Source organism: Streptomyces sp. NPDC059852, assembly GCF_042731455.1.
Taxonomy (GTDB): domain Bacteria; phylum Actinomycetota; class Actinomycetes; order Streptomycetales; family Streptomycetaceae; genus Streptomyces.
The window spans coordinates 59,750-82,449 of the sequence record NZ_JBHWJK010000012.1; the positions used below are offsets into that span (position 1 = coordinate 59,750).

Consider the following 22,700-nt stretch of genomic DNA (forward strand, 5'->3'; position numbering starts at 1 on the left):
GTGGCACTCCGTGCCGTCACCGGGCCGTCGGTGTGATCGCGCGCACGTTGCGTAACCACCCCGTGAGCGCTCCACTGAATCCATGCTGACGCGAATCGACCACATCGGAATCGCCTGCTTCGATCTCGACAAGACCGTCGAGTTCTACCGGGCCACCTACGGCTTCGAGGTCTTCCACTCCGAGGTCAACGAGGAGCAGGGCGTGCGCGAGGCCATGCTCAAGATCAACGACACCTCGGACGGCGGCGCCTCCTACCTGCAGCTTCTCGAGCCGACCCGCCCCGACTCCACCGTGGCGAAGTGGCTCGACAAGAACGGCGAGGGCGTCCACCACATCGCCTTCGGCACGGCCGACGTGGACGGCGACGCCGCCGCGATCAAGGACAAGGGCGTGCGCGTCCTGTACGAAGAGCCGCGGATCGGCTCCATGGGGTCACGCATCACGTTCCTGCACCCGAAGGATTGCCACGGAGTTCTGACAGAACTGGTCACTTCGGCGCCTGTTGAGTCACCTGAGCACTGACCCTCGTACATAGGGGCCGGTAGGGTTGGGGGCGGTCGCTCTCTGAACCGAGGTGACCGCATGCCGGGGTCCGGGTTTCGGGGGGCGAGCGTCGGGGCAGCAGCCCATGCTCCGCCGTTGATCTGACACCATTCCCCGGGGGCACCGTCCGTTCGGACGGACGGGGCTCATGGCCAGGGATGCGACCAGGGGACGGATGGGACCGCGCAGTGCGGGGCTACGAACGCCAGGAGCGAGAGCCGGCGGCTGACGTCGACCACCTCTCTCGGTTCGAGGCCGAGATGGATCGGCTGAAGACCGAGCGGGAGAAGGCGATCCAGCACGCCGAGGACCTCGGCTACCAGGTCGAGGTGCTGCGCGCCAAGCTGCACGAGGCGCGCCGCACCATCATGTCCCGGCCCGCCTTCGACGGCGGTGACATCGGCTACCAGGCCGAGCAGTTGCTGCGCAACGCCCAGGTGCAGGCGGACCAGCTGCGCCAGGAGGCCGAGCGCGAGCTGAGCCAGGCCCGCGCGCAGACGCAGCGCATCCTCCAGGAGCACGCGGAGCAGGCCGCCCGGCTCCAGGCCGAGCTGCACCAGGAGGCGGTCACCCGCCGCCAGCAGCTGGACCAGGAGCTGGCGGAGCGCCGGCAGACCGTCGAGTCGCACGTCAACGAGAACGTGGCGTGGGCGGAGCAGCTGCGCGCCCGCACCGAGCAGCAGGCCCGGCGTCTGCTGGACGAGTCGCGCGCCGAGGCCGAGCAGGCCCTGTCGGCCGCGCGCGCCGAGGCCGAGCGGCTGGCCGGCGAGGCCCGCCGCCGTCTGACGGACGCCGCCGAGGAGGCGCGCACCGAGGCGGAGCAGATCCTGCGCCGGGCGCGCACCGACGCCGAGCGCCTGCTGAACGCCGCCTCCACCCAGGCCCAGGAGGCCACCGACCACGCCGAGCAGCTGCGCACGTCCACGGTCAGCGAGTCGGACGCGGCCCGCCGGCAGGCCACCGAGCTCAGCCGGGCCGCCGAGCAGCGCATGGCCGAGGCCGAGGAGGCGCTGCGCAAGGCGCAGTCCGAGGCCGAGAAGCTGGTCACCGAGGCCAAGGCGGCCGCCGAGAAGACGCTGGCCGGGGCCGAGTCGGCCAACGAGCAGCGCATGCGCACGGCCAAGGAGCAGGTCGCCCGGCTGGTCGAGGAGGCCACCAAGGAGGCCGAGAACACCAAGGCCGACGCCGAGCAGGTCATCGCCGACGCCCGCGCCGAGGCCGAGAAGGTCCTCGCCGAGGCCGCCGAGAAGGCCCGCACGCTCACCGCCGAGGAGAGCGCGACGCAGCTGTCCAAGGCCGCCAAGACCGCCGAGGACGTGCTCAACAAGGCGCAGCAGGAGGCGCAGAGCACCACCAAGGCCGCCGTCGAGGAGGCCGAGCGCATCCGCCGGGAGGCCGAGGCCGAGGCGGACCGGCTGCGCGCGGAGGCGCACGACATCGCCGAGCAGCTCAAGGGCGCGGCGAAGGACGACACCAAGGAGTACCGGGCCAAGACGGTCGAGCTCCAGGAGGAGGCCCGCCGGCTGCGCGGCGAGGCCGAGCAGCTGCGCTCGGAGGCCGTCGCCGAGGGCGAGAAGATCCGCGCGGAGGCCCGCAAGGAGGCCGTCCAGCAGATCGAGGAGGCGGCCAAGACCGCCGAGGAACTGCTGGCGAAGGCCAAGCAGGACGCGGACGACCTGCGCCAGAAGGCGACGACGGACAGCGAGAAGGTCCGCACCGAGGCCATCGAGCGGGCGACCACGCTGCGCCGGCAGGCCGAGGAGACGCTGCAGCGCACCCGGCAGGAGGCCGAGCGGCACCGCGAGGAGGTCGTCGAGCAGGCCGAGGGCATCAAGGCCGACGCCGAGCGGGCCGCCCAGGAGCTGCGCGAGGAGACCGAGCGCGGCGTCGAGGCGCGCCGCGCGGAGGCCGCCGAGGAGCTGACGCGCCTTCACACCGAGGCCGAGCAGCGGCTCGCGGCGGCCGAGCAGGCCCTCACCGACGCCCGCGAGGAGGCCGCCCGCATCCGCCGGGAGGCCGCCGAGGAGACCGACCGGCTGCGCACCGAGGCCGCCGAGCGCATCCGTACGCTCCAGCAGCAGGCCGAGGAGGACGCCGACCGGCTGCGCACCGAGGCCGCGTCGGACGCGTCGGCGTCCCGCGCCGAGGGCGAGGCCGTCGCCGTACGGCTGCGGTCGGAGGCAGCGGCCGAGGCCGAGCGGCTGCGGTCGGAGGCCCAGGAGACCGCCGACCGGGTGCGCGCCGAGGCGCAGGCCGCCGCCGAGCGGCTGGCCACGGAGGCCTCCGAGACGCTGGCCGCCGCCCAGGAGGAGGCCGGCCGCCGTCGGCGCGAGGCCGAGGAACTGCTCGGTTCGGCGCGCCAGGAGGCCGACCAGGAGCGTGAGCGGGCCCGCGAGCAGAGCGAGGAGCTGCTGGCCTCCGCCCGCAACCGGGTCGAGGAGGCGCAGGCCGAGGCCGAGCGCCTGGTCGAGGAGGCCGACCGGCGCGCCACCGAGATGGTGTCGGCGGCCGAGCAGCACGCCCAGCAGGTCCGCGACTCCGTGGCCGGGCTGCACGAGCAGGCCCAGGAGGAGATCACCGGGCTGCGCAGCGCCGCCGAGCACGCGGCGGAGCGTACGCGCCGGGAGGCCGAGGAGGAGGCGGACCGGGTCCGTACCGACGCCTACGCCGAGCGCGAGCGGGCCGGCGAGGACGCCGCGCGGCTGCGGCGTGAGGCCAAGGAGGAGACGGAGGCCGCCAGGTCGCTGGCCGAGCGCACGGTCGGGGAGGCCATCGCCGAGGCGGAACGGCTGCGTACGGAGGCCACCGAGCACGCCCAGCGGCTGCGCACCGAGGCGTCCGACAGGATCGCGGAGGCGGACCAGGCGGCGTCCCGGACCCGGGCGGACGCCCGCGAGGACGCCAACCGCATCCGCTCGGACGCGGCGGAGCAGGCCGACACCCTCATCACCGAGGCCCGTTCCGAGGCGGAACGGCTGCAGTCGGAGACGATCGCCGAGGCCGACCGGATGCTGGCCGACGCGCTCGCCAAGGCGGAGAAGCTGGTCGGTGACGCCACGTCGGACGCGGAGCGGCTGCGCGCCGAGGCCGCGGACGCGGTCGGCTCGGCGCAGCAGCACGCCGAGCGGGTCCGCGGCGAGTCGGAGCGCGTGCGCGCCGAGGCGGCCGCGGAGGCCGAGCGTCTGGTGGCCGCGGCCCGCGAGGAGGCCGAGCGCACCCTGGACGAGGCCCGCAAGGACGCCAACAAGCGGCGCTCGGAGGCGGCGGAGCAGGTCGACACGCTCATCACGGAGACGACCGCCGAGGCGGACAAGCTGCTCACCGAGGCGCAGCAGCAGGCGCTCAAGACGACCGCGGACGCGGAGGCGCAGGCCGACACGATGGTCGGCGCGGCCCGCAAGGAGGCGGAGCGGCTCGTCGCCGAGGCGACGGTCGAGGGCAACACTACGGTGGAGAAGGCCCGTACGGACGCCGACGAGCTGCTGGTCGGGGCCCGCCGGGACGCCACCGCGATCCGGGAGCGGGCGGAGGAGCTGCGCGACCGCATCACGAGCGAGATCGAGGAGCTGCACGAGCGCGCCCGGCGGGAGGCCGCCGAGACGATGAAGTCGACCGGCGACCGCTGCGACGCGCTCATCAAGGCGTCCGAGGAGCAGCTGGCCAAGGCGCAGGCGAAGGCCAAGGAGCTGGTGTCGGAGGCCAACTCCGAGGCCGGCAAGGTCCGTATCGCCGCGGTGAAGAAGGCCGAGGGGCTGCTCAAGGAGGCCGAGCAGAAGCGGGCGCAGCTGATCCGGGAGGCCGAGGAGCTGAAGGCCGAGGCGATCCGCGAGGCCAAGGCCACGGTCGAGGAGGGCAAGCGCGAGCTGGAGGTCCTCGTCCGGCGCCGTGAGGACATCAACGCCGAGATCTCCCGGGTGCAGGACGTCCTGGAGGCGCTGGAGTCCTTCGAGGCTCCCGGCGGGGCCAAGGACGGCGGGGTCAAGGCGGGGGCGACCGTGGGCGCTCCCCGATCGGGTGGCAAGTCGTCAGACGGCTAGCGCCCGCCGCGGGTTCCGGTGACGTCTGGGGGCTTTGACCGGGTTTTTGGCAAGCCGTCCGACGGTTAGCCACTCAAAAGGGGTCTCATTCTCCAGATCAAACACGTATCCGCTCGATGACACACCGCTTCGGCCCCTAGGATTCCACTTATCACCTCACCGGTCTCATTCGACAGGAACCCCATGAGCGACACTTCCCCCTACGGCTTCGAGCTTGTGCGGCGTGGGTACGACCGCGCTCAGGTGGACGAACGGATCTCGAAGCTCGTCTCCGACCGTGACAGCGCTCTCACCCGTATCACCGCCCTGGAGAAGCGCATCGAGGAGCTCCACCTCGAGACGCAGAACGCCCAGGCGCAGGTGACCGACGCCGAGCCGTCGTACGCGGGCCTCGGCGCGCGTGTCGAGAAGATCCTCCGCCTCGCCGAGGAGGAGGCCAAGGATCTGCGCGAGGAGGCGCGCCGCGCCGCGGAGCAGCACCGTGAGCTCGCCGAGTCGGCGGCCCAGCAGGTGCGCAACGACGCAGAATCGTTCGCTGCGGAGCGCAAGGCCAAGGCCGAGGACGAAGGCGTCCGCATCGTCGAGAAGGCGAAGAGCGACGCCTCGCAGCTGCGGTCCGAGGCCCAGAAGGACGCTCAGTCCAAGCGTGAGGAGGCGGACGCCCTCTTCGAGGAGACCCGCGCCAAGGCCGCCCAGGCCGCCGCCGACTTCGAGACGAACCTCGCCAAGCGCCGGGAGCAGTCCGAGCGCGACCTGGCCTCGCGTCAGGCCAAGGCCGAGAAGCGCCTCGCCGAGATCGAGCACCGCGCCGAGCAGCTGCGCCTGGAGGCCGAGAAGCTGCGCACCGACGCCGAGCGCCGTGCCCGCCAGACGGTGGAGACCGCGCAGCGCCAGGCCGAGGACATCGTGGCCGACGCGAACGCCAAGGCCGACCGGATCCGTTCGGAATCCGAGCGCGAGCTGGCCGCTCTCACCAACCGCCGCGACAGCATCAACGCCCAGCTGACGAACGTCCGCGAGATGCTCGCGACGCTCACGGGCGCCGCGGTGGCCGCCGCCGGCACGCCGGCCGAGGACGAGCCGATCTCCCGCGGGGTCCCGGCGCAGCAGACCCGGTGACCGGCTGACGCCGTAGGACGACGGTCGAGGCCCGTGCCCCCCGGGGTGCGGGCCTCGGCCGATTCCTGGGGCTGTTCGCGCCGTCCGGGTGGCATCGGCCCAACGCTCCCCCTAGCGTGGCCGCATGATCGAGCTCTCGGGGCTGACCAAGCGGTACGGCGACAAGGTGGCGGTGAACAACCTCTCCTTCACCGTCAGACCGGGCATCGTCACGGGCTTCCTCGGGCCGAACGGCGCGGGCAAGTCGACGACCATGCGGATGGTGCTGGGTCTGGACCACCCGACGGCCGGTGACGTCCGGATCGACGGCAGGCACTACGAGGAGCTGAAGGACCCGCTGACGTACATCGGCGCCCTGCTGGAGGCGAAGGCCTGGCACGGCGGCCGCAGCGCCTACAACCATCTGCTGTGCCTGGCGCAGAGCAACGGCATCCCGGCGAGCCGGGTCCGCGAGGTGCTGGAGACGGTCGGTCTGACGGCGGTCGCGCGCAAGAAGACCAAGGGCTTCTCGATGGGCATGGGGCAGCGCCTCGGCATCGCGGCCGCGCTGCTCGGCGACCCCCGCATCCTGATGTTCGACGAACCGGTCAACGGCCTCGACCCCGAGGGCATCCACTGGATCCGCACCTTGATGAAGTCGCTGGCGGCGCAGGGCCGTACCGTCTTCGTCTCCTCCCATCTGATGAGCGAGATGGCGCTGACCGCCGACCACCTCGTCGTCATCGGGCAGGGCCGGCTGCTCGCCGACACCTCCATGGCCGACTTCATCGCCCGCAACTCCCGTGCGTACGTCCGCGTCCGCAGTCCCCAGCGGGAGCAGCTGCTCGACGCGCTGCGCGCGGAGGACGTCACACCGGTGGAGGCGGGCGACGGCGCGCTGGAGATCGACGGCGGCACGTCCGCGCGGATCGGCGAGCTCGCGGCACGCCACGGCATCGTGCTGCACGAGCTGAGCACGCAGCAGGCGTCCCTGGAGGAGGCCTTCATGCAGCTGACCGCGGAGTCGGTCGAGTACCACGCGCACACCGGGCAGGCCCCGGCCCCGCCGCCGCAACAGCGGCAGGCATGGGGCGAGGGCTGGAGGAGGAGCTGAGATGGCGACGACGCAGGTGCTCCGCTCGGAGTGGACCAAGATCCGCTCCGTGGCGTCCACCGTGTGGACGCTCTCCCTGGCGCTGGTCGTGACCGTGGCCCTGGGGATGCTGATCTCGGCGCTGTCGAAGAACGAGTTCGACAACCTGAGCGAACGGGACCGGCTGGACTTCGACCCGACCTTCATCAGCTTCGCGGGGATGAGCCTCGGTCAGCTCGCGATGATCGTCTTCGGCGTGCTGGTCGTCTCGAACGAGTACAGCACCGGGATGATCCGCGTCTCGCTGGCCGCCGTGCCACGCCGCGGCACCTTCCTGTTCAGCAAGATCGCGGTGGCGACCGGGCTGGCGCTGGCCGTCGGGCTGGCGACCAGCTTCCTCACCTTCTTCCTCGGGCAGGCCATGCTCGGCGACCACCGGGCGTCGATCGGGGACCCGGGGGTGCTGCGGGCGGTGTTCGGCGGCGGGCTGTACATGATGCTCATCGCGATGTTCTCGATGGGGATCGCGGCGATGCTGCGCTCGCCCATGCTGTCGCTGGGCATCCTGATGCCGTTCTTCTTCCTGGTCTCCAACATCCTCGGGAACGTCTCCGCCACCGAGAAGGTCGGCCGGTACCTGCCCGACCAGGCCGGAAGCGCCATCCTGCAGGTGGTCACCCCGGTCGACGACGACCGTCCCTACGGCCCCTGGGGCGGGCTCGGCATCATGGCGCTGTGGGTGATCGCGGCCGTGGCCGGCGGATACCTCACCCTGCGGAAGCGGGACGCCTAGAAGAGAGGGCCGAGGAGGCCGGCGCGGCGAAGTTTTTACTCGCCCTTGAGTGGAACCGTCAGCGCCCTTATATCCTCCTAACCCTTACGGGGGGCGTGCGCCCCGCTGTCCTGAACCTTTCGATGGGTGCGGAGCATGATCGAGGCAGTCGGCCTGACCAAGCGCTACGGCGACAAGACCGCTGTGTACAACCTGTCCTTCCAGGTGCGGCCCGGTGCCGTCACCGGCTTCCTGGGCCCCAACGGCTCCGGCAAGTCGACGACGATGCGGATGATCCTCGGTCTGGACAACCCGACCGCGGGCCACGTCACCATCGGCGGCTATCCGTACCGCAGGCTGCCGAACGCGCCCCGCCAGGTCGGCGCGCTGCTCGACGCCAAGGCCGTGCACGGCGGCCGCTCGGCCCGCAACCACCTGCTGAGCCTCGCGCAGCTCGCCGGCATCCCGGCCCGGCGCGTGGACGAAGTGCTGGGCGTGGTCGGCCTCCAGGAGGTGGCCGGGCGCCGCTCCAAGGGCTTCTCGCTCGGCATGGGCCAGCGCCTGGGCATCGCCGCGGCGCTGCTCGGCGACCCGCAGGTGCTGCTGTTCGACGAGCCGGTCAACGGCCTCGACCCCGAGGGCATCCACTGGGTGCGCAACCTGATGAAGTCGCTGGCGGCCGAGGGCCGTACCGTCTTCGTCTCCTCCCATCTGATGAGCGAGATGGCGCTGACCGCCGACCACCTCATCGTGATCGGGCGCGGCCAGCTGCTCGCCGACATGAGCGTGAGGGACTTCATCGCGGCGAACTCCGCCGGGTTCGCCCGGGTCCGCACCCCCGACACCGAGCCGCAGCTGCGCGAGAAGCTGGCCGGCGCGCTCACCGAGGCGGGCGGGCACGTGCTGCCCGAGCAGGACGGCGCGCTGCGGGTGACCGGGCTGCCGCTCCCCCGCATCAGCGACGTCGCCCACGCCTCCGACGTACGGCTGTGGGAGCTCTCGCCGCACCAGGCCTCGCTGGAGGAGGCGTACATGCGGATGACGCAGGGCGCCGTCGACTACCGCTCGACCGCCGACCAGAAGGCCGGGCTGCAGCAGCCGCTGCCGCCGGGCGCCCAGCCGCCGATGCCGGTGCCCGGTCAGGGCCAGCCCGGCTGGTACGCCCCGCCGCCGCCCCAGCAGGGCGCTCCCGGCCCCTACGGCGCGCCCGCGGACCCGGGCGCCGCCCTGGCCAACCCGTACGCCCAGCCGCCCGCCCAGGCGCCGCAGGACGCTCCCGCGAGCCAGGCGCCCGCGCCGCAGCCCGCCGCAGCGCCCGCGCCTCCGCAGGCGCCCGCCCAGCCGCCCGCGCCGGCCGCCGCGCCCCAGGACGCCGCCCCCGCCGCCCCGACCAAGCCCGAGGAAGCCCGATGAGCACGCCCCAGCCCCCGATGCCGCAGACCGCCGCACCGACCTGGCAGGCGGCTCCCGGTCAGCCGTACCCGACGTACACCTCGCCGATCCCGGTGGTGCGCACGCACCTCGGGCACGCGCTCGCCTCGGAGTGGACGAAGATCCGCTCGGTGCGCTCCACGATGTGGACGCTCGGGGTGTTCGTGGTGCTCGTGGTCGGCATCGGCCTGGCGGTCGCCGCGCTGATCGCCGCCAACGCCGCCGAGGAGAGTCTGGCGGGCGAGAGCCCTCTGTCGTTCGGGTTCTTCGGGCTGCTGCTCGGCACCATCTGCGTGATCACGCTGGGCGTGCTGACGACGGCGTCGGAGTACGGCACCGGCATGATCCGCACCACGATGACGGCCTGCCCGACCCGCGGCCGGGTGCTGGCGGCGAAGGCGATCGTGTTCTTCGCGGTGGCCTTCACGGTGACGCTGGTGTCGGCCCTGCTGGTCGCCCTCGCGGACGTGGCCATGCTGGACGGCGCCCGCGAGCCGTCCACCGAGGAGTGGCTGAAGGGCACGGTCGGCATCTCGCTCTACATCGCGCTGCTCGGACTGCTCTCACTCGTCGTCGGCTCGGTCATCCGGCACTCGGCGGGCGCGATCACGATCATGATCGGCCTGCTGCTGGCGCCGCTGGTGATCGCGCTCTTCATGTTCTCGGAGAGCCTTCAGGACCTGCAGCAGGCGCTGTTCGAGTACTCCATCCCGAACCAGCTGAGCGTCTTCTACGCGCAGTCCCTGTCGGAGTCCGGCCCGCACGGCTGGGACCCGCTGTGGATCATGCTCGGGGTGACGGCCGCCGCGTTCGCGGGCGCCTGGGCGCTCCTGGAGCGGCGCGACGTGTAGCGCTCAGAACCTCGGCGCGTTACGGGACCGCTGCACCCGCGTGGTGCGGCGGTCCTTCGCGTTCCAGCACGCCTTGTGCCAGTGCCGGCGGTCGTCGACGCCCGCGTGGTCCGGCCAGGCGACGACGTGCGGGACGCCGTCCGGGATCATCTGGTCGCAGCCCGGGCAGCGGTACGTCTTGCCCTGCGCGCTCGCGCCCGCCACATGCCGTACGTTCCAGTCCTCTCCCTGCCAGGTCTCCGAGGACTGCCAGCCGCCGTAGCGGCCGGAGCGGTCCTCCCCGGCACCGCGGCCGGACGGACCGGCGCCCTTGGATCGGTTGCGACGCGGGGACACGGGACACCTCACGGAGCTATACAGGACGGGGGCCGTCTCCAGCCTACGCGGCACGGACCGGGGTAACCGTACGGAACCAACCCCCACAAGTCCCCCACGCGGACCCGTCATTCTGCAGACAATCCGCAAATCCCCCCGCCAGGCCGTGTCCTCGGCACGTGTCAGACGGTTATGCCCGCTGGGGGAGCTCCGCGTCGGAGCCAAGGAAGCAGGAAAACAGCGATGCGCGTAGGTAGTTTCGTGTTGGCGGCCCGGTTCCCGGGCCAGGGCGACGGGGAGGCGCTGCACCGGGCGGTCCGCTCCGCGGAGGTCGCCGAGGAGGCGGGCCTCGACTCGGTCTGGCTGGCCGAGCACCATTTCGTGCCGTACGGCACCTGTCCGTCCGCGGTCACCCTGGCCGCCCTGCTGCTCGGCCGCACCCGCCGGCTGCGCGTGGGCACGGCGGTCAGCGTACTGCCGACCGCGCACCCGGTGGCCCTGGGCGAGCAGGCCGCCCTGCTGCACATCACCTCCGGCGGGCGGTTCTCTCTGGGCGTGGGGCGCGGCGGGCCGTGGATCGACCTGGAGGTGTTCGGCTCGGGTCTGGGCGCCTACGAGGAGGGCTTCCCGGAGTCGCTCGATCTGCTGCTGCGCTGGCTGCGCGAACCGGCGGTCGGGGCCTCGGGCGAGCGGTTCGGCTTCCGCGAGGTGCCGGTCGTGCCCCGCCCCTCGGAGTGCCTGACCGAGACGGAGGGCCCCGAGGTGGTCGTCGCCTGCACCTCGCCGCGCAGTGTGCGCCTCGCGGCCGAGCGCGGGCTGCCGATGCTGCTCGGGATGCACGTGGGCGACGAGGAGAAGGCCGAGATGGTCGCCCTGTGGCGGGAGCAGGCGCGCGCGGCCGGGCGCACCGAGGACGAGATCCGCGCCGCCGCCCATGTCTCCGCCGGGGTCTGCCAGATCGCCGACCGGCGCACGGACGCCGTGGAGACGCTCACGAAGGCGATGCCCGGATGGCTGCGACAGGGTCTGGAGGCCCATGTGACGGTGGACGGCCGCGCGCGGACCATGCGCGATCCGCTCGCCTACACCGAACTGCTCTGCGGGCTGCACCCGGTAGGCACCCCGCGCCTCGCCGCCGACCGGCTCGCGGCGACCAGCGAGCGCACCGGGATCTCCCGTTTCGCCCTGCTGGTCGAGGGCTCGGGCGACCTGGCGGCCACCGAGGAGAACGTCCGGCGGCTGGGCGCCGAAGTCCTCCCGCAGCTCGGCTGAATCGCGCGCGGGAGGTCCCCCGCCGGTGGGCTTGCCGCCCCGGTACTGATGCACCTCCCGCGTACGGAGCGGCAAGCGAGCGGCTCGCTCAGCAGTCCCTGAACTCCGGGGACTGGTTGAGCACCTGACTGCGGACCGAGGTGAAGCGGGCCAATGACTCGTCGACCGAGGAGTCGACCGGGAACACCGCCACCCGGTGGCAGTTCTGGAAGGCCAGCCGCACCCCGAAGTGCCGCTGCAGGGCGCCGCGTATCGCGTCGCTCGCAAGGGCACGCAGCAACTGTCCCCGTGCCTGCTCGTCCGGCGGGGGCGTCTGGTTGTCGGCGAACTGACCGCCGTCGACCTTCAGCTGAGCCACCAGGGAGCTGATCATCTCCCATGCATAGGGCAGGGAGGTCCGGACGCAGTCGACGAATTCGGCTTCGTCGACCTCGCCTCGCTCGGCCTTCTCGAGTAGGGCCGGTGAGACGTCGAGCGACATGGGTTCTCCTCTCGCACCCCCGCCGGTGGCAGGGGTTGCCGGACAGATGAGGGAGTCCGCGCGACCGGACACGCTGTGTACACACCCCGCGACCTCCCGTTTAATACGGTAGGCAACAGACCGTGACGGCACCAGGAGAATGCGTACATGAGCCAGTCCCTTTAGGCTCACAATCGGCCAGAAACGAACAGGGGCAGTCCGGGGTCTAACGGACTCCCTTAGGGCGGATCGCGTCGACCCGGGCCCGTCGAGTAGCGTTGCGGACCATGCGTCTCGTCATTGCCCGATGCTCCGTCGACTACGCGGGCCGGCTCACCGCCCACCTGCCCTCGGCGCCCCGTCTGATCCTGGTCAAGGCGGACGGCAGCGTCTCGATCCACGCGGACGACCGGGCCTACAAACCCCTGAACTGGATGTCGCCGCCCTGCACCCTGAAGGAGGGCGACGGCGAGCAGAAGGACGTCTGGACGGTCGTCAACAAAGCGGGCGAGAAGCTGATCATCACGATGGAGGAGATCCTCCACGACTCCTCGCACGAACTGGGCGTGGACCCCGGTCTGATCAAGGACGGCGTGGAGGCGCACCTCCAGGAACTCCTCGCGGACCGCATCGAGACGCTCGGCGAGGGCTACACGCTGATCCGGCGCGAGTACATGACGGCCATCGGCCCGGTGGACATCCTGTGCCGGGACGCCGAGGGACGCACGGTCGCGGTCGAGATCAAGCGGCGCGGCGAGATCGACGGCGTGGAGCAGCTGACCCGTTATCTGGAGCTGCTGAACCGCGATCCCCATCTCGCCCCGGTGCGCGGCATCTTCGCCGCCCAGGAGATCAAGCCGCAGGCCCGGGTCCTCGCGACGGACCGCGGGATCGGCTGCCAGGTGCTGGACTACGACGCGCTGCGCGGCATCGAGGACGACAAGCTCCGGCTGTTCTGACGCACCGCGCGACGGCGAAGGGCCGGTTCCGCTCGACGGAACCGGCCCTTTGTCCTGATCGGGCCGTCAGATGACGGTGTCGTCGCCGCCGCTCTGCGAGGCGCTCGCCGTGCCGCTCGCGGGCGCGCTGGACGCCGTTCCGCTCGCCGAGTCCGAGGACTGCGGCTCGGACGGCGGCGGCTCGCTGGTGGGCGGCTCGGTCGTCGGGGTCTCGCTGGTGGGCGGCTGCGAGGTCGGCGGCTTCGTGGACGTCGGGGGCTTGGTCGTCGGCGGCTTCGTCGAGGACGGGGGCTTGGTGGTCGACGGCGGCTTCGTCGTCTCGTCGGAGTCGCCACCGCCCGGCTTGTGCGTGCCGCTCGGGTCGTCCGACGGCTTGCCCGAGGTGGTCGGCGTCGGGTCGTCCGAGGTGCCGAGCGTGCCGTCGGGGCCGGGGTCCGTCGGCCGGCTGGTCGCCGAGCCGGTGTCGCCGGAGCCCTTGCTGTCCGATCCCGCCGCCTCGTCCGCGCCGAGGCTGTCGTCGCCGGCGCCCTGGCTCGCGGACGGGTTGACGCCGACCCGCGTGGACGGGCCCTCGGGGTCGCCGTCGGAGGTCGCGCCGAGCGTCACGACCGTGCCGAGCACGGCCACCAGGAGCGCGCCCGCGCCGGCCGCGACGAGGTTGCGCCGGGCGAAGCTGCGGACACCGCCCCGGCCCTTGTGGGTGGGCACCGGGTCCACGGGCGCGGACGACCGGTGGGTGACCAGCGTCGAGGTGTCGACGACGGCCGGGAAGGGCGCGGGCACTCCCCCGGGCGGCGACTGGGACTCCTCGTACCGGGCGTCCGGGACCTCCTCGCCCGCCGTGGCGGTGAGGGCGGCTAGTCCCGGCGCGGTGCCGGTGCGGTCGGCGACCAGGGCGAGCGCCCGGCGGCCCGCGACCGTGCCGCGCTTGTCGGCGAGGGCGCCGCGCAGGCCGATCGCGGTCTCCAGCTCGGTGCGGGCCCGCTCCAGCCGGCCGTCGCACAGCGCGAGGACGCCCAACTCGTGGTGGAAGTACGCCTGTTCCGTGACGTCACCGGCCGCCCGGGCCGCCTCGGCGCCCGCGCGCAGCGCGCGCTCCCAGGCGCTCCAGTGCAGCCCGGCGGCGAAGGCGGGCGCCGCGGCGCGGGCCAGCTGGACGGCGGGGTCGGTCTCGTCCTCGTCGGTGCCGGAGGAGTCGGGGGCCGGGGCCGGGGAGGCCACGAGCACGCCGAGTGCGGCGAGCAGGGCGTCCGCCTCGGCGCTGACGCGCTCCGGGGTGACCGAGGGGTGCCCGGCCCACCAGGTGTAGTGCTGGGCGGCGCCGAGGGCGGTCTCCTCGACGTCGTCGGCGTAGCCGGCGGCCTCCAGCTGGATCTGCACGCCGGCGGCGAGCCGGTAGCGGGCGCCGATCGGCGAGACGAGCCCGCAGTCGGTCAGTTCGCCCAGGGCGGCGTCCGCGTGGGTGTCGCCGACGAGGGCGGGCAGATGCGCCTGGTGCGGCATCTCGCCGCCGAGGGCGACCGCGAACCGCAGGGCGGCCCGGGCGGAGGGGCTGAGCCGTGAGGCGAGCAGCCGGGCCGGCGCGGCCGCCTCCCCGAGGGACGGCAGCGGCACCTCGTCGCGGTCGCGGACGCTCTCGGTCCCGACGGCGTCGGCGGGCGGGGCGTCCTCGAAGACGCCGTACTCGTCGACCGCCTCGGCCTCGGCCCGCAGCCGGTCGCGCTGCCGCAGCAGGGCACCCGCCTGGACGAACCGCAGCGGCAGTCCCTCCGACTCGAACCAGAGGTCACCCGCCCAGTTCCGCTCGTCCTCGGTGAGGTCCCTGCCGACCACGTGCTCCAGCAGCTCCATGCCGGCGGCGCGGTCGAGGCCGCCGAGGACGACCTCCTCGACGTCGGACTCGGCGGACGGGGCGGGCACGTCGGGCGTGGCGCCGATCAGGAAGGCGCACTCGGGGGTGGCGTCGAGGAGCTCGTCGAGGGCGGTGCCGCCGAACTCGATGTCGTCCAGGACGACGACCGCTCCGATGTCCCGCACGCACGCGAGCAGTTCGTCCTGTTCCGGACGGTGCAGCGGGGCGTCGTACACCGCGCGGAAGAGATCCTGCAGGAGGTCGTCCGGGGTGCGGCGGAAGCCGGTGAGCCGGACCACGCCGTCGGGAGCGAGGTCCGCGCAGTCGTCGGCGACGAGGTCGAGGAGGCTGGTGCGGCCGGCGCCACGGGGGCCGACCAGGCGGACGGAGCGGCCGCGCGCGAGCAGCCGGACCAGTTGCTCGCGGTCGTCCTGACGGGCCAGCAGGGGTGGGGCGGGGCGCGTCGGCCCGGGCGGCACGGGCGGCTTCGCGGCCCGGTCGGCCTCGGCGCGGTCGGCCGCGGAGAGCTTCTCGGGACGGGACGGCCGCTCGGCGGGCGGGCAGGGTTCTATCTCGCTGCCGTCGACCGGGTTGACGGTGAGCAGGAGGTCGCCCGAGACGAGCTGCACGGTGCGGGCGAGTGTCGGCGCGTGCTGTCCGAAGTCGGGTGTGAGGGGATCCCTGGGCGGGCGCGGACGCGACGACTGCTCGTCCGCGTCGTGGCCGTATCCCTCGGGTCCCCGGGTGTTCGGGTCCATCGGTTCCAAGCCCCCCAAAAGCGTCGTGTGCGTATGCCAAGCCCCTCCCGGCCTTGCTGCACACCGCGCTGTCGCTTCTGGTCCGGGCCCGCTCGAAGGGAAACGTCTAGCCAGCGGGCAGCCGAACCCTAAACCTTCGCACAGTATCTACGACAGCCCGGGGTCCCGCGCCGCCCGAGACATCACAGTCTCGTGAGGATTGTGCGCGGTGTGCGCTTCGCAGACGGAACGCCCGACTGTCCCGCCCCACCCGTGCCGGGGTGTCACACGCGGGGCAGGGACTCCACCCCGATGCCGCCCTCGATCGCCAGGATCCGGTGCAGCCGGGTGGCCACCAGCAGGCGCTGCATCTGCAGCGGCACGCCGCGCAGCACCAGACGCCGGCCGCAGCGGCCGGCCCGCCGGTGAGCCCCCATGATCACCCCGAGTCCGGTGGCGTCCCAGGAGTCCAGCTCGGACAGGTCGAGCACCAGATCGCCGACTCCGTCGTCGACGGCCGAGTGCAGGACCGTACGGGCGTCCGCCGCGCTGCGGACGTCGAGGCGGCCCCCGACGACCAGTTCGGCGTGGTCGCCCCTGATGTGCATAGCGCTCCCCTAAGCGTGCGTTCGTGCTCCGCGGTGTGTGGTCTGCGTAGGTGCGTGGGTCTGTCTTTGCTACGAGTCTTCGCAGTGGCCGGTGATGCAACCTCTGACTGCGTTCAGCGGCCAGAGGTTGCCGTCTGTGAGCGAACCGATACCGAATTCACCCCATCGCGTGACTCGTGCGAGGGCTGTGCGGTGGTGGACGAAACCTCAGTAGCTGTAAAAGCCTTGCCCGCTCTTGCGGCCGATGTCACCCGCGTCCACCATCCGGCGCATCAGCTCCGGCGGCGCGAACTTCTCGTCCTGGGACTCGGTGTAGATGTTCGAGGTGGCGTGCAGCAGGATGTCGACGCCGGTCAGGTCGGCCGTGGCCAGGGGGCCCATGGCGTGGCCGAAGCCCAGCTTGCAGGCCAGGTCGATGTCCTCGGCGGTGGCGACGCCCGACTCGTACAGCTTGGTCGCCTCGACGACGAGCGCCGAGATCAGCCGCGTGGTGACGAAGCCGGCGACGTCGCGGTTGACGACGATGCAGGTCTTGCCGACGGACTCGGCGAACTCACGGGCGGTGGCGAGGGTTTCGTCGCTGGTCTTGTAGCCGCGCACCAGCTCGACGAGCTGCATCATCGGCACCGGCGAGAAGAAGTGCACGCCGACGACCCGCTCGGGGTGCTCGGTGGCCGCCGCGATCTTGGTGATCGGGATGGCGGAGGTGTTGGAGGCGAGCACGGCGTCCGGGCGGACGATCTTGTCGAGCGCCCGGAAGATCTCGTGCTTGACCTCCAGCTTCTCGAAGACCGCCTCGACCACGACATCCGCGTCGGCGGCGGCGTCCAGGTCGGTGGTCGCGGTGATCCGGGCCAGGGCGGCGTCGGCGTCGTGCGCCTCCATCCTGCCCTTGCTCACGAACTTGTCGTACGAGGCCTTGATGCCGTCGGTCCCGCGCGCGAGCGCCTCGTCCGTGACGTCCCGCAGGACGACGTCCCAGCCCGCCTGCGCGGAGACCTGGGCGATCCCGGAACCCATCAAGCCGGCGCCGATGACGGCAAGCTTCCGTGCCACTGTTGCGACTCCCCTTAGAAACGCCTTACACCCTGTTGAGGTTGCTCTTCGGCGGACCCTAGCGGCAGTGAGGCACTGTGTGACCGGTTAGTAACGCGAGTCACGTCTCATCTGACGGACATCACACCGGCACGGCTCATTGCGCGCCCCGGACGGCGTAGTTGAGCACCTTCTCGCTCAACAGCTCCTCGACGTCGTCGAGAAGCGCCAGCGTCTCACGGGACACTTCGCCCGGTTTGCGCCCCTTGACCATCTCCCGGCCGACAGCCTCGAAGACGGTCTGGTGGATCCAGGCGAGCTGACTCGCGATCAGCCCCGGAAGCGGGTCGCCGGCGGCGGCGCCGGTCTCCTCGCGCAGGGTCGCCTCCAGGTCGTCGTGGATCTCCTGCCGGAGGCTCCAGAGCCGGGAGCGCAGCGGCGGCGCCTCCTGGATGCAGCGCATGAAGCGGTCGTAGCCCTCCATGAGCCCGACGCGGGGCGAGACCGCCTCGACCTCGGCGCGCAGCTCGCGCAGCACGGCGCGGGCGGCCGACTCCCCCTGCGGCCGGCCGCGCACCCAGCGGGACAGCTGGTCGACGACCCCGGAGGAGCGGTCGAAGAACAGGTCCTCCTTGGCCGGGAAGTAGTTGTAGACGGTGTTCACCGAGACGTCGGCGGCCTCCGCGACCTCGGCGACGGTCACGGTCACGAAGCCGTGCTCCAGGAACAGCCCGGTCGCGATGTCCGAGATCCGCTGCCGCGTCTCGCGCTTCTTGCGCTCCCTGAGCCCTTCCGCCATGCCCTCATCCTAACTTCGATGGGCCCTCTTGAATTTTAGAGCCGTTGCAAAATTTCAGTGACTCTGTTTTTCTGTGCGCATGCCTGTCATCAGCGCGGCCGGACTGGCCCGCACCTTCCAGACCAAGCGCGGCCCCGTGGAGGCCGTGCGCTCCGTCGACCTGACCGTCCAGGAGGGCGAGATCCTCGGCCTCCTCGGCCCGAACGGCGCCGGCAAGACGACGACCCTGCGGATGCTGACGACCCTGCTGGCACCCACCGGCGGCGCGGCGACCGTCGCTGGTCACGACCTCGCGGCCGACCCCGCCGGGGTACGCCGCGCCATTGGCCATGTGGCCCAGTCGGGCGGGGTGGACCCGCAGATCACCGTGCGGGAGGAGCTGGTGACCCAGGGCCGGCTGTACCGCCTGCCCAAGGCGCGGGCCGTCGAGCGCGCCGGGGAACTGGCCCACGACCTCGGCCTGACCGAACTGCTGGACCGCAAGGCGGGCACCCTCTCCGGCGGCCAGCGCAGGCGCCTGGACATCGCGATGGCGCTCACCCACCGCCCGAAGGTGCTGTTCCTCGACGAGCCGACGACCGGCCTCGACCCCGGGAGCCGGGCCGGCCTGTGGGACCTGGTGCGGCGCCTGCGCGACGAGCAGGGCACCACCGTCGTCCTCACCACCCACTACCTGGACGAGGCCGACGCCCTCGCCGACCGCCTGGTGATCGTCGACCGCGGCACCGTCGTCGCGGAGGGCACGCCGAGCGCGCTGAAGCTGCGGTACGGCGGCTCGATCGACGCGACCCTCCAGGACACCTTCATCGCCCTCACCGGCCGCGGCCCGGCCCCGGCCGACGCCGCCCCCGTCGCCGTATAGGACCCCTCATGCTCATCCAGGACACGGCCCTCATCTACGGCCGCTATCTCCGCCAGTCCCTGCGCTCCCGGTTCGCGCTGCTCTTCGGCGTGCTGATGCCCCTGCTGTACCTGCTGTTCTTCGGCCCGCTGCTCACGGACCTCCCGCTCGGCGGGAAGGGGTCCTCCTGGCAGGTGCTCGTGCCCGGACTGCTGCTCCAACTCGGCCTGTTCGGGGCGTCCTTCGCGGGCTTCGCGGTCATCATCGAGCAGAGCCAGGGCGTGGTCGACCGGATGCGGGTGACGCCCGTCAGCCGGCTCGCCCTCCTCCTCGGACGGGTGCTGCGGGAGGCCACGGTGTTCGTCTTCCAGGCGGTGCTGCTGGTGCTGGCGGCGCTCGCGATGGGCCTGCGCGCCCCGCTGCCCGGCGTGCTGATCGGGTTCGCCTTCGTGGGCCTGCTGACGGTGTCGCTGGCCTCGCTGTCGTACGCGCTCGCGCTGAAGGTCCGCACCCCGCAGGAGTTCGGCCCGGCGGTCAACGCCCTGACGATGCCGATGATGCTGCTGTCCGGCCTGATGCTGCCGATGACGCTGGGGCCGCGCTGGCTGGACGTCCTGTCCCACTTCGTCCCCTTCCGCTATCTGGTGGACGCGGTCCGGGACGCCTACGTCGGCGCGTACGCCACGGAGCACATGCTGTACGGCACGGTCGTGGCCGTCCTGTTCGCGGTGCTCGCCGTGACGGTGGGCACACGCGTGTTCCGCCGCGCCGGAGCGTAACTAGGCTGGTCACATGGTCAATCTGACGCGCATCTACACCAGGACCGGCGACCAGGGCACCACCGCCCTCGGCGACATGAGCCGCACCGCCAAGACCGATCTGCGGATCTCGGCGTACGCCGACTCCAACGAGGCGAACGCCGTCATCGGCACCGCCATCGCCCTCGGCGGGCTGGACGAGGAGGTCGTCGAGGTCCTCACCCGTGTGCAGAACGACCTGTTCGACGTGGGCGCCGACCTGTCGACGCCGGTCGTGGAGAACCCCGAGTACCCGCCGCTGCGCGTGGAGCAGTTCTACGTCGACCGGCTGGAGGCGGACTGCGACCGCTTCCTCGAGCGGCTGGAGAAGCTGCGGTCCTTCATCCTGCCGGGCGGCACCCCCGGCGCGGCCCTGCTGCACCAGGCGTGCACGGTCGTCCGGCGCGCGGAGCGCTCGACGTGGGCCGCGCTGGAGGTCCACGGCGAGACGATGAACCCGCTCACCGCGACCTACCTCAACCGCCTCTCCGACCTCCTGTTCATCCTCGCCAGGACGGCGAACAAGGAGGTCGGGGACGTGCTGTGGGTACCGGGCGGGGAGCGCTGAACGGAACGGACGATCACCGGCCCACGGTCTCCCGTTCCGGGTCCCGGCCGGGCGCGTCCTTGGGCCGCTTCGGCCACAGCAGGTAGGTCAGGGCGATCAGCCCGTGGATGCCGGCGGCCCGCAGCGCCACCCACTGGAAGGACCGCAGGGACGAGGTGTCACCGTCCCCGACGTACCAGACGGCGGCCTGCAGCAGGGCCAGGGCGACCGCCGCCGCGAGGAGCGTCCGCAGCCAGAGGGCGCCCTCGTGGCGGGCCCGCGGCATCCCGTACCGCGGCGGGCGCGGGGGGCGGGGCGCCCCGGCCAGGCGGTGCGCGGCGTGGCCGTCCAGCCACCGGATCGTGTAGTGGCCGTAGGCCACCGTGTAGCCGATGTACAGCGCCGCCAGGCCGTGCTCCCAGCCGGGCTCGGCGCCGTTCCTCAGGTCGACCGCCGTGGCGGCGAACAGGACGAGTTCCAGCACCGGCTCGCACAGCAGCAGGACCACACTGGTCCTGCACCACCCCAGCAGATAGCGCACGGCCAGCCCCAGGGCCAGCAGCACCCAGAAGCCGGCCTCACAGGCGATGATGAGGGCGACGATCACGACGGGCTCCCTTCGGTCACCCTTCCAGGCTCCCGCCGGGCGCGGCCGCTTCCGTCGTCGGCGGTGACGAAACCGCCGTACATCGAAAGATGCAGTCCGGGACCCGCCCACGGCATCACGCGTGCGCCGGGGGCAGCGTGTTGGATGGACGCATGACCCTCCCCCGCCCGCACCGCTTCGACGTGTACGTCGCCGTCGGCGGGCTGCTCGGGGGTCTGCTGCTGGTGGGCATCGGCCTGGGCACGCGGACCCGCGAGGACCCCGTCACGCTCTTCGACGGGCCCTGGCCGATCCTGGTGCCGCTGACCGTGATGTCCGGCTGCGAGCTGCTGCGCCGGGCCGCCCCCCGCACCGCCCTGTTGATCGCCACGCCCGCGATCTGCGCGGACGTCCTCACCCAGGGCAGCCTGGCCACCGTCCTGATGTTCACCGACATCGTCTACGCGGCCGTGGTGTACGGCCCGCTCGCCTCGGCCCGGCGCATCCAGTGGATCACCGGTCTGCTGACGGTGGCCGGGACGCTGGTCCCGTACGTGGCGTGGCGGGAGCCCGAGGCGCTGCTCATCGGCGTGGTCATCGGGATCGTGGCGTACGGGCCCGCCGCCACCGGCTGGATCGTGCGCAACCACCGCGACGCCGCCGAGGCGGCCCGGCTGCGCGCCGAGCAGACGGCGCTGCTCGCCGAGAAGGACCGCGCCCAGGCCGTGTCCTCGGAGCGCGCCCGCATGGCCCGCGAGCTGCACGACCTGGTGGCCAACCACCTCTCCGCCATCGCCATCCACTCCACCGCCGCGCTCTCCCTCGACGACCCGGCGACCTCCCGGGACGCCCTGACCGTGATCCGGGAGAACAGCGTGGCGGGGCTCGCCGAGATGCGCCGGCTCATCGGCATCCTGCGCGACGCGGCCGACGACACGGCGCCGGCGGCCGCGCCGACGCTGGACAGCCTCGACGCCCTGGCCGCCGGTGCCCGCGCCAACGGCCTGGACGTCCGTCTCGACGCCGACCCCGGCGTGGTCCCGGCCCCCGTCGGGCTGGCCGCCTACCGGATCGTCCAGGAGTCGCTGACCAACGCCCTCAAGCACGCGGCGCCCGGCCGGGTCAGGGTCTGCGTCGTCCGCCGGGACGGCTCTCTGGCCGTCACGGTGACCAGCCCGTTCGGCGACCGGGAGGGGCCCCGCGCACCCGGCTCGGGCGCCGGTCTGGTCGGCATGAGGGAGCGGGTCGCGCTGCTCGGCGGCACGTTCGAGGCGGGCCCCACCCGTGACCCGGACTCCGCGGACGGCAAGATCTGGGCCGTACGCGCGCTGCTTCCGCTGACCGAAGGAGACTCCGCATGATCCGTGTCCTGGTCGCCGAGGACCAGTCCGCGGTCCGCGCCGGCCTCGTCCTCATCCTGCGCAGCGCGCCCGACGTCGAGGTCGTCGGTGAGGCGGCGGACGGCGAGCAGGCGGTGGCCCTGGCCCGGGAGCTGCGTCCCGACCTGGTGCTGATGGACATTCAGATGCCCCGCCTGGACGGGGTGTCCGCCACCCGGCAGGTGGTCGCCGAGCGGCTCGCGGACGTGCTCGTGCTGACCACCTTCGACCTGGACGAGTACGTCTTCGGGGCGCTGCGCGCGGGGGCGTCCGGGTTCCTGCTGAAGAACACCGAGGCGAAGGACCTGATCGAGGCGGTGCGCACGGTGGCGCGGGGCGAGGGTCTGATCGCACCGGCCGTCACCCGGCGTCTGATCGCCGCGTTCGCGGCGAAGCCGGCACGGGAGAAGGCGCCCGATCCGTCCGTGCTGGACACGCTCACCCGGCGCGAGCGCGAGGTGCTGTCCTGTCTCGGCGAGGGACTGTCGAACGCCGGGATCGCGGCCCGGCTGGACATGGCCGAGGCGACTGCGAAGACGCACGTCAGCCGTCTGCTGGGGAAGCTGGAACTGCGCAGCCGGGTCCAAGCGGCCGTACTGGCGCAGGAGTTGGGTATCTAGATCACGGGCGGGGGAAGCCCATCCGGCGTCAAACGTCAAGTGGTCCAGACCTATTGACCTGTGGTCC

General features: G+C 72.4%; 21 protein-coding genes. 14 read left to right on the top strand and 7 right to left on the bottom strand.

The features are described from left to right. The first annotated feature begins 82 nt into the window (after window positions 1–82). From mce to ACFV46_RS17635, 7 genes are all read left to right on the top strand, one after another. Window positions 83–523: a methylmalonyl-CoA epimerase gene (gene mce, locus ACFV46_RS17605; protein ID WP_055625010.1), complete on the top strand. Its 441-nt coding sequence runs from the start codon at window positions 83–85 to the stop codon at window positions 521–523. A gap of 209 nt (window positions 524–732) precedes the next feature. After that, window positions 733–4,581, top strand: a complete 3,849-nt coding sequence (gene scy, locus ACFV46_RS17610) for a polarized growth protein Scy (protein ID WP_385498808.1) — start codon at window positions 733–735, stop codon at window positions 4,579–4,581. A gap of 183 nt (window positions 4,582–4,764) precedes the next feature. Beyond that, entirely contained in the window at window positions 4,765–5,700 is a 936-nt protein-coding gene (locus ACFV46_RS17615) for a hypothetical protein (protein ID WP_062667721.1), read from the top strand. Between the two features lie 124 nt (window positions 5,701–5,824). Further along, on the top strand, window positions 5,825–6,793 hold the full coding sequence (locus tag ACFV46_RS17620) for an ABC transporter ATP-binding protein (RefSeq protein WP_376727482.1): 969 nt from the start codon (window positions 5,825–5,827) through the stop codon (window positions 6,791–6,793). A 1-nt stretch (window position 6,794) separates the two neighbouring features. Beyond that, window positions 6,795–7,565, top strand: a complete 771-nt coding sequence (locus ACFV46_RS17625; protein WP_361926119.1) for an ABC transporter permease — start codon at window positions 6,795–6,797, stop codon at window positions 7,563–7,565. Between the two features lie 135 nt (window positions 7,566–7,700). Beyond that, window positions 7,701–8,957 carry an ABC transporter ATP-binding protein gene (locus ACFV46_RS17630; RefSeq protein ID WP_385498809.1) on the top strand — a complete coding sequence of 419 codons (1,257 nt, stop codon included), beginning with the start codon at window positions 7,701–7,703 and terminating at the stop codon, window positions 8,955–8,957. Continuing rightward, complete coding sequence (locus ACFV46_RS17635; protein WP_151785910.1) at window positions 8,954–9,826, top strand: ABC transporter permease subunit; 873 nt, start codon at window positions 8,954–8,956, stop codon at window positions 9,824–9,826. Before ACFV46_RS17630 ends, ACFV46_RS17635 begins: the two co-directional genes overlap by 4 nt. Before the next feature lie 3 nt (window positions 9,827–9,829). Here the strand turns inward: ACFV46_RS17635 and ACFV46_RS17640 are convergent, their stop codons facing one another. Further along, a complete protein-coding gene (locus tag ACFV46_RS17640; protein WP_151785909.1) occupies window positions 9,830–10,162 on the bottom strand; it encodes an ATP/GTP-binding protein in 333 nt (110 codons plus the stop codon). 222 nt (window positions 10,163–10,384) lie between these two features. Here ACFV46_RS17640 and ACFV46_RS17645 point away from each other — a divergent pair, with 222 nt between their 5' ends. Beyond that, complete coding sequence (locus ACFV46_RS17645; protein ID WP_361926112.1) at window positions 10,385–11,413, top strand: LLM class flavin-dependent oxidoreductase; 1,029 nt, start codon at window positions 10,385–10,387, stop codon at window positions 11,411–11,413. Window positions 11,414–11,501: 88 nt separating this feature from the next. Here ACFV46_RS17645 and ACFV46_RS17650 read toward each other — a convergent pair whose 3' ends face one another. Further along, window positions 11,502–11,894 carry an SCO5389 family protein gene (locus ACFV46_RS17650; protein WP_062667708.1) on the bottom strand — a complete coding sequence of 131 codons (393 nt, stop codon included), beginning with the start codon at window positions 11,892–11,894 and terminating at the stop codon, window positions 11,502–11,504. 266 nt (window positions 11,895–12,160) lie between these two features. On the opposite strand from ACFV46_RS17650, the gene nucS reads away from it, so the two are divergent. Continuing rightward, entirely contained in the window at window positions 12,161–12,832 is a 672-nt protein-coding gene (nucS, locus tag ACFV46_RS17655; RefSeq protein WP_361926109.1) for an endonuclease NucS, read from the top strand. A 66-nt stretch (window positions 12,833–12,898) separates the two neighbouring features. Here the strand turns inward: nucS and ACFV46_RS17660 are convergent, their stop codons facing one another. From ACFV46_RS17660 to ACFV46_RS17675, 4 genes are all read right to left on the bottom strand, one after another. Further along, the gene (locus ACFV46_RS17660; RefSeq protein WP_385498810.1) at window positions 12,899–15,442 is read right to left on the bottom strand and encodes an ATP-binding protein; all 2,544 of its coding nucleotides are present in this window, start codon (window positions 15,440–15,442) and stop codon (window positions 12,899–12,901) included. A 263-nt stretch (window positions 15,443–15,705) separates the two neighbouring features. Next, on the bottom strand, window positions 15,706–16,029 hold the full coding sequence (locus tag ACFV46_RS17665; protein WP_055625190.1) for an STAS domain-containing protein: 324 nt from the start codon (window positions 16,027–16,029) through the stop codon (window positions 15,706–15,708). A 207-nt stretch (window positions 16,030–16,236) separates the two neighbouring features. Next, window positions 16,237–17,085, bottom strand: a complete 849-nt coding sequence (locus ACFV46_RS17670) for a 3-hydroxyacyl-CoA dehydrogenase family protein (protein ID WP_385498811.1) — start codon at window positions 17,083–17,085, stop codon at window positions 16,237–16,239. Window positions 17,086–17,221: 136 nt separating this feature from the next. Then, complete coding sequence (locus ACFV46_RS17675) at window positions 17,222–17,863, bottom strand: TetR/AcrR family transcriptional regulator (protein ID WP_361926103.1); 642 nt, start codon at window positions 17,861–17,863, stop codon at window positions 17,222–17,224. A gap of 79 nt (window positions 17,864–17,942) precedes the next feature. Between ACFV46_RS17675 and ACFV46_RS17680 the strand changes: the two genes are divergently transcribed. The 3 genes from ACFV46_RS17680 to ACFV46_RS17690 are packed head-to-tail and all read left to right on the top strand — an operon-like array spanning window position 17,943 to window position 20,069. Then, entirely contained in the window at window positions 17,943–18,725 is a 783-nt protein-coding gene (locus tag ACFV46_RS17680) for an ABC transporter ATP-binding protein (protein WP_385498813.1), read from the top strand. 8 nt (window positions 18,726–18,733) lie between these two features. Further along, a complete protein-coding gene (locus ACFV46_RS17685; RefSeq protein ID WP_361926098.1) occupies window positions 18,734–19,483 on the top strand; it encodes an ABC transporter permease in 750 nt (249 codons plus the stop codon). 13 nt (window positions 19,484–19,496) lie between these two features. Then, window positions 19,497–20,069: a cob(I)yrinic acid a,c-diamide adenosyltransferase gene (locus tag ACFV46_RS17690; protein WP_361926095.1), complete on the top strand. Its 573-nt coding sequence runs from the start codon at window positions 19,497–19,499 to the stop codon at window positions 20,067–20,069. A gap of 13 nt (window positions 20,070–20,082) precedes the next feature. On the opposite strand, the gene ACFV46_RS17695 is transcribed toward ACFV46_RS17690, so the two are convergent. Beyond that, window positions 20,083–20,655 (bottom strand): hypothetical protein, encoded by a 573-nt coding sequence (locus ACFV46_RS17695; protein WP_385498815.1) that lies wholly within the window; start codon window positions 20,653–20,655, stop codon window positions 20,083–20,085. A 152-nt stretch (window positions 20,656–20,807) separates the two neighbouring features. Between ACFV46_RS17695 and ACFV46_RS17700 the strand changes: the two genes are divergently transcribed. Together ACFV46_RS17700 and ACFV46_RS17705 are read left to right on the top strand one after the other, a co-directional pair. Continuing rightward, window positions 20,808–21,995, top strand: coding sequence for a sensor histidine kinase (locus ACFV46_RS17700; protein WP_385498817.1), 1,188 nt, complete (start codon window positions 20,808–20,810; stop codon window positions 21,993–21,995). After that, complete coding sequence (locus tag ACFV46_RS17705; protein WP_385498818.1) at window positions 21,992–22,633, top strand: response regulator; 642 nt, start codon at window positions 21,992–21,994, stop codon at window positions 22,631–22,633. The genes ACFV46_RS17700 and ACFV46_RS17705 overlap by 4 nt, the downstream gene beginning before the upstream one ends. Window positions 22,634–22,700 lie beyond the last annotated feature (67 nt).

Excerpts from the sequence above, each read along its gene's own strand:
- ACFV46_RS17650 (WP_062667708.1), bottom strand. The coding sequence starts at position 11,894 with ATGTCGCTCGACGTCTCACCGGCCCTACTCGAGAAGGCCGAGCGAGGC.
- ACFV46_RS17665 (WP_055625190.1), bottom strand. The coding sequence starts at position 16,029 with ATGCACATCAGGGGCGACCACGCCGAACTGGTCGTCGGGGGCCGCCTC.
- ACFV46_RS17645 (WP_361926112.1), top strand. The coding sequence starts at position 10,385 with ATGCGCGTAGGTAGTTTCGTGTTGGCGGCCCGGTTCCCGGGCCAGGGC.
- ACFV46_RS17675 (WP_361926103.1), bottom strand. The coding sequence starts at position 17,863 with ATGGCGGAAGGGCTCAGGGAGCGCAAGAAGCGCGAGACGCGGCAGCGG.
- ACFV46_RS17620 (WP_376727482.1), top strand. The coding sequence starts at position 5,825 with ATGATCGAGCTCTCGGGGCTGACCAAGCGGTACGGCGACAAGGTGGCG.
- ACFV46_RS17680 (WP_385498813.1), top strand. The coding sequence starts at position 17,943 with ATGCCTGTCATCAGCGCGGCCGGACTGGCCCGCACCTTCCAGACCAAG.
- ACFV46_RS17635 (WP_151785910.1), top strand. The coding sequence starts at position 8,954 with ATGAGCACGCCCCAGCCCCCGATGCCGCAGACCGCCGCACCGACCTGG.
- ACFV46_RS17660 (WP_385498810.1), bottom strand. The coding sequence starts at position 15,442 with ATGGACCCGAACACCCGGGGACCCGAGGGATACGGCCACGACGCGGAC.
- ACFV46_RS17690 (WP_361926095.1), top strand. The coding sequence starts at position 19,497 with ATGGTCAATCTGACGCGCATCTACACCAGGACCGGCGACCAGGGCACC.
- ACFV46_RS17685 (WP_361926098.1), top strand. The coding sequence starts at position 18,734 with ATGCTCATCCAGGACACGGCCCTCATCTACGGCCGCTATCTCCGCCAG.
- ACFV46_RS17700 (WP_385498817.1), top strand. The coding sequence starts at position 20,808 with ATGACCCTCCCCCGCCCGCACCGCTTCGACGTGTACGTCGCCGTCGGC.
- ACFV46_RS17630 (WP_385498809.1), top strand. The coding sequence starts at position 7,701 with ATGATCGAGGCAGTCGGCCTGACCAAGCGCTACGGCGACAAGACCGCT.
- mce (WP_055625010.1), top strand. The coding sequence starts at position 83 with ATGCTGACGCGAATCGACCACATCGGAATCGCCTGCTTCGATCTCGAC.
- nucS (WP_361926109.1), top strand. The coding sequence starts at position 12,161 with ATGCGTCTCGTCATTGCCCGATGCTCCGTCGACTACGCGGGCCGGCTC.
- ACFV46_RS17705 (WP_385498818.1), top strand. The coding sequence starts at position 21,992 with ATGATCCGTGTCCTGGTCGCCGAGGACCAGTCCGCGGTCCGCGCCGGC.
- ACFV46_RS17615 (WP_062667721.1), top strand. The coding sequence starts at position 4,765 with ATGAGCGACACTTCCCCCTACGGCTTCGAGCTTGTGCGGCGTGGGTAC.
- ACFV46_RS17625 (WP_361926119.1), top strand. The coding sequence starts at position 6,795 with ATGGCGACGACGCAGGTGCTCCGCTCGGAGTGGACCAAGATCCGCTCC.